Consider the following 14,330-nt stretch of genomic DNA (forward strand, 5'->3'; position numbering starts at 1 on the left):
CGGCCACCGCCATCGGCGGCTGCTGCGCACCAGAATGCACGTCCCATGACTGACCCCAACGGCCCGCCGCCTCGCGGCGCGGGCGTGCTTATCGGCCAGCCCTTCCACGGCTGGCGTGTGGCGTGGGCCGGATTCTGGGTGCTGTTCATCGTCTACGGCATCCAGTTCAGCTACGGCACCTTCGAAGGGGCGATCAGCGCCGACAGGGGCTGGTCGGCGAGCTGGCTGCAGCTCGCGTATGCCTCCTACATCCTCGCCTACAGCGCTGTGAGCGCATGGACTGGGCAGCTCACCGACCGGTTCGGCCCGCGCAAGGTCATTGCCTTGGGCGCAGTGCTGCTCGCAGCGGGTTACTTGGTGCTGTCAGCCGCAGGAAGCCTCGCAATGGTGTTCATCGGCCTCGCCGTGATTGCACCGCTCGGGATGTCGTCGTCGTGGGTGCCTGCCAACGCCACCGTCGTGCGCTGGTTCACTGACCGGCGAGGCCTGGCAACCGGCATCGTCGGCTCCGGGGGGAGCGCGGGCGGCATCGTTGCGCCGCCGATCGCTGCGTGGCTCGTCGAGCAATTCGGTTGGCGCATGGCAATCGCCGTGATGGCGGTGACGGGCGGTGTGCTCATGGCCGTCACCGCAACAGTGTTCGTGCGCGACCCGGAGTCGATCGGTCAAGAACCCGACGGGCCCGCGCCCGAGCCTCGGAACCGCCCGCTCAGGCGATCACGAGTCGCGTCGAGGCCGGCGGACTCCGACGTGGACGCAGCGGACGTCCGCGATCCGAAGACCGAGGACCCCGCCACCGCGTGGACCGCCCCGCAGGCGTGGCGCAATTCGGTGTTCTGGCGCATCTTCGGCATGTTCGCCCTGACGTTCGTGGTGGTGTTCGTGCCATTCGCGCATGGCGTCCAGTACGCCCGGAGCCTCGGATTCTCACCGCTGTGGGCTGCGGGAGTCATCAGCTCCGTCGGCGTCGGCGGGCTCGTGGGCAGAATCGTGACCGGACCGCTGTCCGACCACATCGACCGTCGCCGTGCCGTGATGCTGGCCCTGGCGGTGGAGACGCTGTCGTTCGTCGGCATCGCCGTCTCCGACGGGCTGGTGTTGCTGTACGCATCGGCGATCGCCTTCGGCCTGTCCTATGGCGGGAGCGTGGCGGTATTCCCGGCACTGGTCGCCGACTACTTCGGGCGTACCCATGCCGGCGCGATCGTGGGACGCTTCTTCGCAACAGCGGGGTCGTGTGCCGCGGTGGGTCCGTACGTCGCGCAGCTGCTGCTCGGAGCCACTGGCGGCTACGGCTGGACGTTCTCCTTGGCGGCAGTGTCGAACGCCTGCGCACTGGGTTTGGCCTTCACGCTCCCGCGGCCAGTCTTGCTGCCCAAGCAGCCGGGCGGATAGGTCACGGCTCGGGAACGACTCCCACGCATTCTTTGTGCAGATTTGCCGCCTGTGGCGGCATTTTTGCGCAGAGTCTGGGTCGTCGGGGCTGGCAGGCATCGTCAAGAACATGAGTGCGTTCGTCATACGGGCAGCACTTTGGGCTGACGGGTAGCCTCCGCAAGGAGCCATGACGGCGGATCAGGGGGATTCGATGGCACTCGCAGACTTCAAGCTCGAGGACCGTTTCGACCGCGCCGAAGGCGATGTCGCTATGTCAGGCGTGCAGGCGCTGCTGCGTGTGCTGCTCGACCAGCTCCGGGCCGATCGCCGTGACGGCGTGCACACGGCGGCGATGGTGTCGGGATACCGCGGGTCGCCGCTGGGGGGCATCGACGCCCTCATGCTCGGCAACGCCGAAGAGCTCAAGCAGAACCACATCACGTTCCTGCCGGGGCTCAATGAAGACCTCGGCGCAACGGCTGTGTGGGGCAGCCAGCTCGCCAACCGCAACTTCGAAGGCCGCTACGACGGCGTGCTGGGCATGTGGTACGGGAAGGCGCCCGGCGTGGACCGGTCAGGTGACGCCATCAAGCATGCGAACGTCTGCGGCGTCGACCCTAAGGGCGGCGTGCTGCTCGTAGCGGGCGACGACCCGGCTTCGAAGTCGTCCACGCTCGCGTCGGAATCCGAGCCGGTGCTCATCCACTTCCAGACGCCGATCCTGTACCCCGGCTCGGTCCAAGAAGTCATCGACTACGGACGCTGGGGCTACGAGCTCTCCCGCTACTCGGGCTTCTGGTCGGCGTTGAAGATTGTCACCAATGTCGCTGACGGCTACTCGACCGTCGAGGTGGGCCCGGGAAGGGTGAGCGCCGTGCGTCCCGCCCTCGAGTGGGACGGCAAGCCTTGGGCGCACACCCAGCAGGATGCCCTGTTCGGCCCGAATGCCGTGCGCATGGAGCTTGAAATCCATGAGGGCCGCATGGTCGCGGTCGACAAGTTCGTGGCGGAGAACAAGCTCAATCGCCAGACCGTCACCAGTCCCGACGCCAAGGTCGGCCTGATCGCGGCCGGGAAGACCTACTACGACCTGCGTGAGGCGCTCGACCGCATGGGTCTCAGCGAGGCAGAACTGTCTCGCCGTGGCGTCCGCATTCTCAAGCCGACGGTGGTATGGCCGCTGGAGCCCACCAGCTTGCGTGAGTTTGCACGTGGGCTCAACGTGATCGTCGTGGTCGAGGAGAAGCGCTCGGTCATCGAGACGCTGGTGCGCGAGATCCTCTACGGCACCGCTTCCGCCCCCCGGGTGCTGGGCAAGCGCGACGCCGCCGACGGCTTCTGGTTCCCCGGTCACGGCGAGATGGACGCCGACCTCATCGCCCGCAAGATCCGCCCGTTCCTGGTCGACCGCTTCGGCAGCGACGGCATCGGCCCCGCCGTGCCCGAGCGCATCACGATCCCGCTGGCTGTCACCACCTCCGACGGTGCCAAAGCAGCGGGACGCACGCCGGGCTTCTGCTCGGGCTGCCCGCACAACCGCTCGACCTGGGTGCCTGAGGGCTCCGAGGCCGGGGGCGGCATCGGCTGCCATGGCATGGCGGCGATGACTCCCACCCGCAACGTGCGCGGCACCACCCAGATGGGCGGCGAGGGCGTGCAGTGGGTCGGCGCAGCGCCGTTCGTGACGATGGATCACCGTTTCCAGAACATCGGCGACGGCACGTTCCACCACTCCGGCTCGCTGGCGGTCCGCCAGGCCATCGCGGCAGGCACCAACGTCACCTACAAGATCCTCTACAACGCAGCGGTCGCAATGACGGGTGGCCAGGACGTGGACGGCGGCATGGAGGTGCCGGAGCTGACCCGCTCGCTGCATGCCGAGGGTGCGGCCAAGGTGATGGTCGTCGCCGACGATCCAGACAAGTACCCCGCCGAGGCTCAGTTCGCACCCGACACCGACGTCTGGCACCGCGATCGGCTCGATGAGGCGCAGCGGCTGCTGCGTGACATCGAGGGCTGCACCGTGCTCATCTACGACCAGGCGTGCGCAGCCGAGCTCCGGCGTGACCGCAAGCGCGGCAAGGTGGCCGAGCCCAAGACACGGGTGTTCATCAACGAAGCCGTTTGCGAGGGCTGCGGCGACTGCGGCGAGAAGTCGAGCTGCCTGAGCGTGCAGCCCGTCGAGACCGAGTTCGGTCGCAAGACGCAGATCCACCAGTCCTCGTGCAACAAGGACTTCACCTGCCTCGACGGCGACTGCCCGGCATTCATCGAGGTGGTGCCCGGGGGCAAGGTGCCCACGAAAGCAACAGCGGCCGTGGACGAGATCGGCGACAACCTGCCTGAGCCAGATCGGCTCGACGAGGGCAACATACTGATGATGGGCATCGGCGGTACCGGCGTGGTGACCGTGAACCAGATGCTTGCCACAGCGGCGCTGCTCGACGGCAAGCAGGCCAACGGATTGGACCAGACCGGACTCGCCCAGAAAGGCGGCCCGGTGGTGTCGAACCTGAAGATCCGTCGCCTCGCCAGCACACCCGACGCCAATGGTCCCCACGGCAGTGATGGTGGCGAGGCCAACAAGGTCGGGACCGGCGAGGCCGACGCCTACATCGTGTTCGACCTGCTGTCGGGCACGAATCCGGTCAACCTCGAGAAGGCTCAGGCGGGCCGCACGGTGGCGCTGGTGTCGTCGTCGAAGGTGCCGACCAGCGCGATGGTGCGTGACACCTCCGCTGAGTTCCCTGAGTGGACGGCGTTCCAGCGCTCGATCGACGAGGCGACCACACCGGAGCGCAACATCTACTTCGACGCAGGCACGCTGTCGGACAACCTGTTCCGCTCGCACATGCCGGCCAACGTGCTGGTGCTCGGCGCCGCTTACCAGTCGGGCGTGGTGCCGATCAGCGCCACGGCCATCGAGCGGGCCATCGAGCTCAACGGCGTCGCCGTCGAGATGAACACCCAGGCGTTCCGCATCGGCCGCAACATCGTGCTCGACCCGGACTTCATGGAGACGCTGCACGTGGAGCGTGTCGGCCGGGTGAAGCGAGAGACCGGTCGTTCCAAGCGGGAGCAGAAGCTCATCGACGCGGTGCCCGATCAGTCAGAGGAGCTGGTTCGGCTGCTGCGCATCCGCGTGCCCGACCTCGTTGGGTACCAGAGCGTCGACTATGCGGCGGCGTACGCGGAGTTTGTGGCCAAGGTGCGCGAGGCCGAGGCTGCTGCAGGTGACGAGACGGCCCTCAGCGAGGCCGTGGCGAGGTACCTGTACAAGCTGATGGCGTACAAGGACGAGTACGAGGTTGCTCGTCTGCACCGCAGCGAGGCGTTCCAGCAGGCAGTGCGTGACCAGTTCGGCGACAAGACCGAGGTCACCTACAAGCTGCACCCGCCGATCATGCGGCGCATGGGCGTCGACAAGAAGATCGGCCTTGGCCGGTCGGGTGATGTCGCATTTGCGTTGCTGGCCCGGATGAAGGGCTTGCGGGGCGGCGCGCTGGACATCTTCGGCAAGACCGTCCATCGCCGTATGGAGCGGGAGCTGATCGACGAGTACCGCGGGATGATCTCCCGGGCGCTCGACACGCTGGCGAGCGGCGATGATGCTGCCTACGCCCGGGCCGTCGAGATCGCCGAATTGCCGGACATGATCCGCGGCTACGAGGACATCAAAGAGGCCAACGTCGAGAGCTTCCGGGCTCGCGCCGCCGAACTCGGCGCCTGAGCGGATCCCTCGCCGGGATCTGTCAGACCGATGGCAGCGAATCGACCGGAGGGGCACTCGCCGAGCGCTCCGGCGTGGTGCGTTGTCGACTTCCCCGAGGTGACCGTCTATTCGATGGTCTTCTCGAAGGGTCCGGACAATGACGACACGCTGGCCGAATTGCAGTCGGCGCTGACCGAGGGCGACCATCGGCCCGATCACGTCGAGCGGGCCCGCATCGTGAACTTCACCGACGAGGGTGACGACGCGGCAGAAGCCCAGGGCGATGTCGAGACAGTGTTCATGGCGTACTGGGTGAATCCCGAGGCCTACGAGCGCTGGCGGCAGAGCTGCGATGTGCTTGAACGAGCTGGGGTCTATTGCGAGACGGCCGTCATTCCCGCAGAGCGCTGGGAGACCATTGCCGGGACCAAGCGGCCGCTGCCGGGAATTCGGAACCTGACCTCGGTAGACATCACCGAGCTGCACGACTACTGGGGGGCTGCGCGGGACCGCATGGCGGCCAGCGCTGATGATCCCTTCGAGTCGGCTCCAGGCTCGCCGCTGCCGGCCAACTTGTGCCTCATCCGCTCAGGCCAGAAGTGGGACGAGTGCCCCGACGACGAGCGAGAGCTGTACTTCACCGACATCGAGCCGAAGCTGCGGGCCGGCATCGACTTCTTGGCCCGCAACCCCGATACCGGCTGCATCTCCAGCCGGTTCTTGCGGGAGCAGACCATCGACGGCGAGGATCTGCAGTCCACGAGCTTCGTGGGCTGGTTCGAAGACCTGGCGTCGCTCGAGGCGTGGTCCCGGTCGCACTCCACGCACCTGGCCATCTTCCACTCGTTCCTCTCGACGGTTCAGATGCTGGGACGCCCGCCCAAGCTCCGGCTCTGGCACGAGGTTTCGGTGCTGCCCGACGGTGGGGTCGAGCTGATGCGACCCGAGCTGTCGCCGCTCGCTGCTCTGTCCAGCTGAACCAGCTGACCTCACGACGCAACAGCGGGGCACGGCTGCGTCGGGCTCCCTAGGCTTTCGCAGCGATGGCTGCAGACGGCCCGATGGCATCGGGCGTGCCGGACCCGCTCGACGGTCTCGACATCGCCCCATCAATTCTGGAACTGGTGGGCCGAACTCCAATGGTCCGGTTCAGTCGGGTCGCGCCGCACATCATGACGCCGGTCGTGGCGAAACTCGAGACCACAAACCCCGGCGGATCGGTCAAGGACCGTGCGGCGATCGCGATGATCGACGCGGCCGAGGCCGACGGGCAATTGCGACCCGGCGACGTGATTGTTGAGCCGACCTCCGGGAACACCGGCGTGGGACTGGCTGTCGTCGCGGCCCAGCGTGGCTATCGCTGCGTGTTCGTCTGCACAGACAAGGTGGCGCCCGAGAAGGTGGCGCTGCTGCGGGCCTACGGCGCCGAGGTCGTGGTATGTCCGGTCGCCCTTGCGCCGGAGGATCCTCGTTCGTACTACTCCACTGCGGCGAGGTTGCGATCCGAGACGCCCAGGGCCTTCTCGCCCGACCAGTACTCCAACCAGAACAATCCCCGCGCCCACTACGAGACCACCGGACCCGAGATCTGGGATCAGACCGGCGGGCGGGTCACCCACTTCGTGGCCGGCGCCGGTACGGGCGGCACCGTCAGCGGCGTCGGGCGTTACCTCAAGGAACAGAATCCGGCGATCGAGGTCGTCGTGGCCGACCCCCCGGAGTCGGTCTACGCCGGCGGCGACGGCAGCAGCTATCTGGTCGAGGGCATCGGCGAGGACTTCTGGCCGACCACCTACGACGCCAGCATCGTCGACCGGGTGATTCCCGTCACTGACGCCGAGTCATTTGCCATGGCGCGCCACGTCACCCGCACCGAAGGTTTGCTCATCGGCGGCTCCGGAGGCACCGCGATCACTGGCGCTGTACGGGTTGCCGCCGAGCTGGACGCGGCGGGCCGGGCGGCGGATTCCCTCGTAGTGACCCTCATTCCCGATTCCGGTCGCGGCTATCTCAGCCGGGTCTTCGACGATGAATGGCTGGCGGAACGGGGACTGCCGGTCGACGGCACGCTGCCCGCGTCCGGCGGCGATTGCAAGGAGCCTGGGTAGTGCTGGGCGGCGATCCCCAGCTGTCTGGCTTCGAGGATCCAGACGACTTCGGCTTCGAGACGCGCGCCATTCGAGCCGGCCAGCCTCATGACCCCTACACCGGAGCGGTGGTCACGCCCATCTCGCTGGCAACCACCTTTGCCCAGGAGGCCGTCGGGCAGCCCCGCCACGGATACGAGTACGGCCGCACCGGCAACCCCACACGCCACGCCTATCAGGTATGCGTGGCGTCCCTGGAAGGCGCCCGCCACGGGTTTGCGTTTGCGAGCGGGCTGGCGGCATCGGACGCCCTGCTGCGAGTCCTGCGCCCCGGGGACAGCCTGCTGCTCGGCGACGATGCCTACGGAGGCACCCTGCGGCTGATCGACAAGGTGTTCGGCAACGCTGGCGTCACTTTCGCTGCCGCCGATCTCACCGCTCCCGACAAGATCCGGGATGCCTGGACGCCCCAGACGCGCATGGTGTGGCTGGAGACGCCGACCAATCCCTTGCTCACCGTGTTCGACATCGAGGCCATCAGCGCGATCACCCACGACTTGGGCGGCATCGTCGTGGTGGACAACACGTTCGCTACGCCGTACTTGCAACAGCCCCTCGCCCTCGGTGCGGACGCGGTGGTGCACTCCGCAACCAAATACCTCGGCGGCCATAGCGACGTCGTGGGCGGTTTCGTGGCCACCAATGACGACGCCATGGCCGAACACCTCGTGTTCACCCAGAATGCGGTTGGGGCCGTGCCGAGCCCCTTTGACTGCTACCTGACGCTGCGAGGCGTCAAGACGCTCGGGGTGCGAATGGACCGTCACTGCGCGAGTGCAGAGGCAGTGGTCGACCTGCTCGCCGGGCACCCGGCGGTGCGTTCCGTGCTGTATCCGGGTCTCGTCGACCACACCGGCCATGACATCGCGAGCCGGCAGATGAGCGGCTTTGGCGGCATGGTGTCGTTCCGGATGCACGGCGGCCGGGCTGCCGCAGAGCAGGTCGCAGCCGCGACCAGGGTGTTCACGCTTGCCGAATCGCTGGGTGCAGTGGAGTCGCTGATCGAGCACCCCGGAGCAATGACTCACGCGTCCGCCGCGGGCTCGGCCTTGGAAGTGCCCGACGACCTGGTACGGCTGTCCGTCGGTCTCGAGACCATCTCGGACTTGCTCGACGACCTGGGCGCAGCTCTCGACGCTGCGGCGAACGTTGGCGCCTGACCAGCCGGGGTTGCAGACGCTCCAACGTGCCCTTCGTCATGCTGGGTGCAGGCATCGGCTGGTTCGGCTGGTTCGAGTTCAATGCCGGTTCGGCCCTGGCGGCCAACGGCGCGGCGGCGTACCAGCTGAACGAGCCCGCGGGCAGGCCACTAGCTTGCGGCCGTGACACAGACCGCTCCAGACCGTGAACATGAAGACCTCGCAGCCTCCGACACCGAGGTCAGGCAGTTCGAGCAGCAGCGGTGGCAGCGGCCGCCGGGCGCTACCGAGATCCTGCTGGTGCGTCACGGCGCGTCCCAAGCGTTCGTGCCCGGCGAACCGTTCCCCATGCTGGGCACTCAGGGCAACCCTGCGCTCGCACCCGAGGGGCATGTGCAGGCGGCGGCAGTAGCCCGCCGGCTGGCTTCCGAGCCGATCGACGCGCTCTTTGTCTCGTCGTTGCAACGCACGCAGCAGACCTTCGAGCCGCTTGCTGAACGACTGGGCATGACTCCCGCGATCGAGCCCGACCTGCGCGAGGTGGCGCTAGGCGAGTGGGACGGCGGGAGGATCCGCCAGTTCGCGGCAGAGAATCACCCCCTCTATGTGCGGTTGCACACGGAGCGCCGCTGGGACGTCATTCCCGGGGCCGAGACCAACGAGCAGCTCATCGGCCGGTGCATGGGTGCCCTTGAACGCATCGCCGGGGCGCACCCCGACCGACTCGTCGCTGCCTGTGTGCACGGCGGAGTCATCGGCGCCGCACTGGCCCATATCGTCGGGGCCACGCCGTTCTCGTTCGGCGGCTCCGACAACTGCTCGATCACCCAGATCGTGCGCTGCGACGACGACTGGGTGCTGCGCCGATTCAACGACTGCTCACACCTCGACGACTACTTGCATCACCGCTGAGCGCTTGTTCAGTGCAACTCGGTCCGGCCGCGACGGCGATCCGCCGAGCGCTGTCAGCTTTCAGCGAGGAAGGCGCCCAGCGCCGCCGTCAGCAGCGCAGGGTCGTCGCTGCCGCCGAGTTCCCGGGCCGAGTGCATCGACAGCTGCGGCGAGCCCACATCGACGACGCTCATTCCCAGCCGGGAGGCCGTGATCGGCCCGATGGTCGAGCCGCACGGCAGGTTGCCGCGGTGGGAATAGATCTGGTGCGGCACCCCGGCGGCGTTACATGCGGACACGAAGCGGGCACTGGTCGCCGCATCGGTCGCATAGCGCACGTTGACATTCGTCTTGATGACCGGACCGCCGTTCAGCAGCGGCAAGTGCCCAGGTTCGTGGCGCTCGGGATAGTTCGGGTGCACCGCGTGGGCTCCATCGGCTGACACGCACAACGAGCGTGCCACCGCCCGCAGGTACTGCTCGCGGTCGGCGCCGAGGCTCTGGGCGATTCGCTCAAGTGCGTCAGCCAGGATTGGGCTGCCGGCACCGGTGGCGGAGTCGCTGCCGATCTCCTCATGGTCGAACAGCACGACGACTGCGGCGGTGTCGTCAGGCGCCGCGTCGAGCCCGACCAACGCCTCGACGGCCGCATGACACGACGCCAGGTTGTCGATGCGACCGGCGGCGTACATCTCGCCGTCGCGCCCGAGCCGAGCGGGCGGGCACAGATCATGCGCCATGACATCCCACGCCAGCACTGCGTCGGGCTCGACATCGAGCTCACCGGCGAGGAACTGCCGGAACCCGTCCGCGCTCGGCTCGCCGAGTCCCCACACCGGTGTCATGTGCTGCTGGCGGTCCAGCTTGAGGCCATCGTTCACCTCACGGTCGAGGTGAATAGCGAGCTGCGGGACACGCAGCAGCGCCCGGTCGCAGCGCCACAGCACTGTGCGCGGAGCGGTCGACGTCAACGTGCGATCTTCGTCAGCGTCACTCCAGAACGGAAAATGCGTGTGCTGGTACTCGTCGTCGAAGAGCGACCGGGATCGGTCGCTGAGACGGTCGCTGTTGAACACGGTGACGCGGCCGGACAGGCCGAGGTCGCGGTCCAACCACGAGTTGAGCAGCACACCGCCGTACACCTCCACACCGAGCTGCCGGTAGTCGTACGCACCGCTGTCCGGCTGCGGGCGCAGGCGCAGGTTCGGACTGTCGGTGTGCGCGCCGATCACGCTGAAGCGCAGCCTGTCGGGATCGACGTGGGCCGCGGCGCGCACTGCCACAACCGTGCCGCCGTCGCGCGTCGCCCATCCGATTTCCGGCTCCAGCTCGTTCCACGGGTCGTCGCGGCCGACCTCGACGAGACCTGACGCCACCAGCCGATCGAGGGCTGCCGCAGCTGCGTGGTACGGCGACGGCGATGCCTCGATGAACTCGAATAGCTGGTCGAGCATGTGGGCTCTAAGCGTCGGCGTATGCCGTGATCACGTCACGGCTGAAGTCGTCGAACTTGGTACGTGACATCGGGTAGGTGACAAGACGAGTGATGCCGGCCGCGGCCGCCCGCTCGATGTGCTCCGGCGCTGCGGGCCCCTGTGTCATGAAGTCGATCTGCTCCGGGTCGCGTCCAACCCGCTCGGCACATCGCTTCGCATGCTCATAGAGCGCCGTCATCTCGTCGAAATCACCGGATACCGGGAAGAAGGCGTCGCCGTACTCACCGGCGCGTCGAGCAGCCCGCTTGCTGTCGCCGCCGACGACGATCGGCACCGATCCGGTCGGTTGCGGGCGGCAGTACACGCGGTCGAACGAGACGTGTTTGCCCTCGTACGAGCACACCTCGTCATGCCACAGCGATCGGTACGCCGCCAGGTACTCGTCGGTGATGTCGCCACGGTCGTCGAAGGAGACACCCAGTGCGTCGAATTCCTCAGCCAGCCAACCGGCACCGATCCCGAGCATCACCCGTCCACCCGACAGGCGGTCCAGCGTCGCGATCGCCTTGGCGGTCACCACGGGGTTCCGCTGGGGGACGATGAGAATCCCGGTGCCGAGCTTTATCTCCGAGGTTGCCGCTGCCGCGAAGGCCATCCAGATGAGCGGGTCGGGGATGTCGATGTCGTCCCGCTTGCCAGGCATCTTGCCATCTTCGGAATACGGGTACGGCGACGCATAACCCTCGGGCACCACCACGTGCTCCACAGTCCACAGCGACTCGAAACCGGCCGCCTCTGCAGCTTGCGCGTAGGCGATAGCGCCCCCGCCCTCGACCTGCGGCCCAGTATTGGCAAGCGTCATTCCGAACTTCACTGCACACCCCTCTCGGTCTCTCCCTAGGTCGTAGTCTGCCCTTATGCGACGTATTTCCGGTTTGTTCCTTGCTATTGCCCTCATCGGAGCCGCCTGCGGTGGCTCCGATCCGGATCCGCCCCCGGCCACCGAGGCGGCCGCGCCGACCACGGTCGCCACGACCGAGGCAGCGCCGCCCACGACTCAGGCGCCGCCGCCTACAACTCAGGCGCCGCCGCCCACGACGGAGGCACCGGTCGTCACTACGACAACCGCGGCACCCATCGTCACCACCACCACGGCAGCGCCAGTAGAGGAGCCGGCAGTCGAAGAGGCGCCGGCGACGCCTGCTGCTGTCGAAGGCACGCTGCTCGAGGGCTCGACGCCCGAAGGCTTCGAGAATCTCCAGACGGCGAGTTCGACCCCCAGGGCAGAAACCTGTCCCGGAATCGGAACCTTCGGCGATGTCGAGCCGGTCGCGTATTCCGCGGCCGTGTGGGTCCGCGATCTGCTGACCGGGCCCTTCCTTGATGTCTGGATCGCCCGTTTCGAATCGCCTGAGGCGGCTTCAGAGGCGCTCAGCAATTACGGCGACGGGCTCATCGAGTGCGGCGAATTCACTGATGTGGAGACCGGTGCGCTCGGTATGTTCACCCTGGGTGAGGATCCCGGGCTCGGTGACGAGTCCTTCGCCGTCGACTACGAGGGCATAGTGCAGGGGCTGCCCATCCTCCGGTACGCCACTGCCGTACGCATCGGCGACTCGATCTACAGCGCGGGCTTGGCAGCGATATTCGTCGCGCCGGACCCCGCGATTCCCCTGGGAGCGCTTGACTTGATTCTCGGCCTCTGAGGACGTTCTTGGCACGAGCCGAGCTGGCTCGAACCTGAAGTCGGGCCCGGACACTTCCACCGGCGCACCTGACGCCCGATTCGTTCGGTGCATGTTGTCCTAGGCCGTACTGTGCAGGGATGCGCCGCATCTTGGCTCCATTGCTCGTCTTCGCCGTCGTCGCTGCTGCTTGCAGCGACGCCGACTCCGATCCGTCCCCAGAGGCGACAGCTGCTCCGACCACGTCCGCCGACACCGATGCGGGCGCAGTGGCAACCAGCCAAGCACCGGTCGCCACCGAGGCGCCGGCCGCAACCACTGAAGCGCCGGCCGCCACAACAACCGAGGCGCCACCGGCTGAGCCAGCGGCCGGTGACCTGGTATCAGCCGAGCCCATTGACGCCGGCGACCTTGACGGCTGGCGCATCACGTACCTGTCGACCGGTGTGGGCGGCGATCTCGTCGAGGTCAGCGGACTCGTCCTCGCTCCTGCGGGCATTGCAGCCGGCTCGCCGATTGTCACGTGGGCGCACGGCACAACGGGTGTGGCTGACGTGTGCGCGCCGTCGGCGACGCATCCCGCCGAATCCGGAATCCCGATGGCGATCGCCTCCGCTGGCCACATCGTGGCGGCGACGGACTACGAGGGCCTTGGCACGCCGGGCACGCATCCCTACCTGGTCGGCGAGAGCGAGGGCCGCGGCACCATCGACATCGTGCGGGCGGTGCGCCAGATGGATCTCGGCGCCAGCGACCGCTACGTCGTCTGGGGCCTCTCCCAAGGCGGCCACGCCGCGCTGTGGACAGGACAGATAGCGCCCTCCTACGCACCCGAACTGGATCTCGCCGGAGTGGTGGCTGCGGCCCCGGCAGCCAACATGAGCGGCTTGATGGACACCGTCGGCACCAATGCGCAAGGCTTCGCTGTCATGGCGGCGTTCGCCATGGCGGCCGCGTACGACGAACTCCGTCTCGAGGACTACTTCTCTGCGGAGGCCATCGACCAGATGGGAATCGTCGAGGAGGACTGCCTCGGTGCGGTCTTCGAGGCCTTCTTTGGCGTCGATGGTGATGCGATGCGCAATCCCAGCGGCTGGGACGGCATCAAGCCGGTCGGCCCGCTAGCCGAGGTACTCGCTGCCAATGAGGCCGGCGGGGCGCCCATCGTCGATGCGCCGGTGCTGTTCGTGCAGGGCTGGGCCGACGCCGTCGTGGCACCCGAGCTGGTCCGAGCGCTGCACGGCGCCTACTGCTCGCAAGGCACCCACGCGACCCTCGAGGTGTACCCAAGCGGCGGACACGTCGACACGACGCTGACGTATCTGGGTGAGACCCTCACCTGGGTCGGCGACCGCTTGGCCGGTGCTGCCGAGCCGGGAGGCTGCGACTATCTCGACCCTGACCTCGCGGAGATCGATGCGGCCTTGGCAACACCCGCTGCCGTGGAGGGCACATTGCTCGAAGGCTCGACGCCTGAGGGTCTCGACACGCTGCTGAGCGAAACCACCATGCCGGTGGCAGAGACCTGTCCCGGCACTGCGATCTTCAGCGGCGTGGAGCCGGTGGCGTTCTCCGCCGCGACGTGGGTCCGAGACCCGACGACGGGACCCTTCCTCGACGTCTGGGCTGCCCGCTTCGACTCGGCCGAGGTGGCCGCACAGGCCATCAAGGACTATGACGCCGAGCTGATCGCGTGCGGGGAGTTCGTCGAGCCGCGCACGACAGCGCTGGGCGCGTTCAGCCCCGGCGACACTCCGGAACTGGGCGACGAGTCCTACGGCCACGACTACGCCGGCATCGTCGCGGGCTTCCCGGTCAACCGCTACAGCGTCACAGCGCGTGTGGGCGACACGATCTACCATGCAGGGTTTGCGGTCCTGTTCGTCGATCCAGACGTCGCCGCCGTGCTGGGGGCCATTAACGCCATCCTCGGCCTCTGAATG

11 protein-coding genes are annotated in these 14,330 nt (G+C 67.5%); 9 read left to right on the forward strand and 2 right to left on the reverse strand.

The window, feature by feature from the left end:
* The first annotated feature begins 45 nt into the window (after positions 1-45).
* From ACOCMM_RS05680 to ACOCMM_RS05710, 7 genes are all read left to right on the forward strand, one after another.
* Positions 46-1,395, forward strand: a complete 1,350-nt coding sequence (locus ACOCMM_RS05680) for an MFS transporter (protein ID WP_419552217.1) — start codon at positions 46-48, stop codon at positions 1,393-1,395.
* A 193-nt stretch (positions 1,396-1,588) separates the two neighbouring features.
* Complete coding sequence (locus ACOCMM_RS05685; RefSeq protein ID WP_419552218.1) at positions 1,589-5,107, forward strand: indolepyruvate ferredoxin oxidoreductase family protein; 3,519 nt, start codon at positions 1,589-1,591, stop codon at positions 5,105-5,107.
* A gap of 30 nt (positions 5,108-5,137) precedes the next feature.
* Positions 5,138-6,067, forward strand: coding sequence for a phenylacetaldoxime dehydratase family protein (locus ACOCMM_RS05690; RefSeq protein ID WP_419552219.1), 930 nt, complete (start codon positions 5,138-5,140; stop codon positions 6,065-6,067).
* A gap of 65 nt (positions 6,068-6,132) precedes the next feature.
* Positions 6,133-7,197, forward strand: coding sequence for a PLP-dependent cysteine synthase family protein (locus ACOCMM_RS05695; protein WP_419552220.1), 1,065 nt, complete (start codon positions 6,133-6,135; stop codon positions 7,195-7,197).
* Positions 7,197-8,396, forward strand: a complete 1,200-nt coding sequence (locus ACOCMM_RS05700) for a cystathionine gamma-synthase (protein ID WP_419552221.1) — start codon at positions 7,197-7,199, stop codon at positions 8,394-8,396. The genes ACOCMM_RS05695 and ACOCMM_RS05700 overlap by 1 nt, the downstream gene beginning before the upstream one ends.
* A complete protein-coding gene (locus ACOCMM_RS05705) occupies positions 8,393-8,584 on the forward strand; it encodes a hypothetical protein (protein ID WP_419554827.1) in 192 nt (63 codons plus the stop codon). The genes ACOCMM_RS05700 and ACOCMM_RS05705 overlap by 4 nt, the downstream gene beginning before the upstream one ends.
* Positions 8,559-9,287, forward strand: coding sequence for a histidine phosphatase family protein (locus ACOCMM_RS05710; protein ID WP_419552222.1), 729 nt, complete (start codon positions 8,559-8,561; stop codon positions 9,285-9,287). Before ACOCMM_RS05705 ends, ACOCMM_RS05710 begins: the two co-directional genes overlap by 26 nt.
* 53 nt (positions 9,288-9,340) lie before the next feature.
* Here ACOCMM_RS05710 and ACOCMM_RS05715 read toward each other — a convergent pair whose 3' ends face one another.
* Together ACOCMM_RS05715 and ACOCMM_RS05720 are read right to left on the reverse strand one after the other, a co-directional pair.
* Positions 9,341-10,720, reverse strand: a complete 1,380-nt coding sequence (locus tag ACOCMM_RS05715) for a M18 family aminopeptidase (RefSeq protein ID WP_419552223.1) — start codon at positions 10,718-10,720, stop codon at positions 9,341-9,343.
* A 7-nt stretch (positions 10,721-10,727) separates the two neighbouring features.
* A complete protein-coding gene (locus tag ACOCMM_RS05720; RefSeq protein WP_419552224.1) occupies positions 10,728-11,576 on the reverse strand; it encodes an LLM class F420-dependent oxidoreductase in 849 nt (282 codons plus the stop codon).
* Positions 11,577-11,619: 43 nt separating this feature from the next.
* On the opposite strand from ACOCMM_RS05720, the gene ACOCMM_RS05725 reads away from it, so the two are divergent.
* Together ACOCMM_RS05725 and ACOCMM_RS05730 are read left to right on the forward strand one after the other, a co-directional pair.
* Positions 11,620-12,408, forward strand: a complete 789-nt coding sequence (locus ACOCMM_RS05725; RefSeq protein WP_419552225.1) for a hypothetical protein — start codon at positions 11,620-11,622, stop codon at positions 12,406-12,408.
* 119 nt (positions 12,409-12,527) lie between these two features.
* Positions 12,528-14,327: a lipase family protein gene (locus ACOCMM_RS05730; protein WP_419552226.1), complete on the forward strand. Its 1,800-nt coding sequence runs from the start codon at positions 12,528-12,530 to the stop codon at positions 14,325-14,327.
* Positions 14,328-14,330 lie beyond the last annotated feature (3 nt).

Source organism: Candidatus Poriferisodalis sp. (assembly GCF_965198245.1).
Lineage (GTDB): Bacteria > Actinomycetota > Acidimicrobiia > Acidimicrobiales > Poriferisodalaceae > Poriferisodalis.

Bases quoted from the DNA above. Each gene is read 5' to 3' on its own strand.
- ACOCMM_RS05680 (WP_419552217.1), top strand. From the start codon at position 46: ATGACTGACCCCAACGGCCCGCCGCCTCGCGGCGCGGGCGTGCTTATC.
- ACOCMM_RS05685 (WP_419552218.1), top strand. From the start codon at position 1,589: ATGGCACTCGCAGACTTCAAGCTCGAGGACCGTTTCGACCGCGCCGAA.
- ACOCMM_RS05690 (WP_419552219.1), top strand. From the start codon at position 5,138: ATGGCAGCGAATCGACCGGAGGGGCACTCGCCGAGCGCTCCGGCGTGG.
- ACOCMM_RS05695 (WP_419552220.1), top strand. From the start codon at position 6,133: ATGGCTGCAGACGGCCCGATGGCATCGGGCGTGCCGGACCCGCTCGAC.
- ACOCMM_RS05715 (WP_419552223.1), bottom strand. From the start codon at position 10,720: ATGCTCGACCAGCTATTCGAGTTCATCGAGGCATCGCCGTCGCCGTAC.
- ACOCMM_RS05725 (WP_419552225.1), top strand. From the start codon at position 11,620: ATGCGACGTATTTCCGGTTTGTTCCTTGCTATTGCCCTCATCGGAGCC.
- ACOCMM_RS05730 (WP_419552226.1), top strand. From the start codon at position 12,528: ATGCGCCGCATCTTGGCTCCATTGCTCGTCTTCGCCGTCGTCGCTGCT.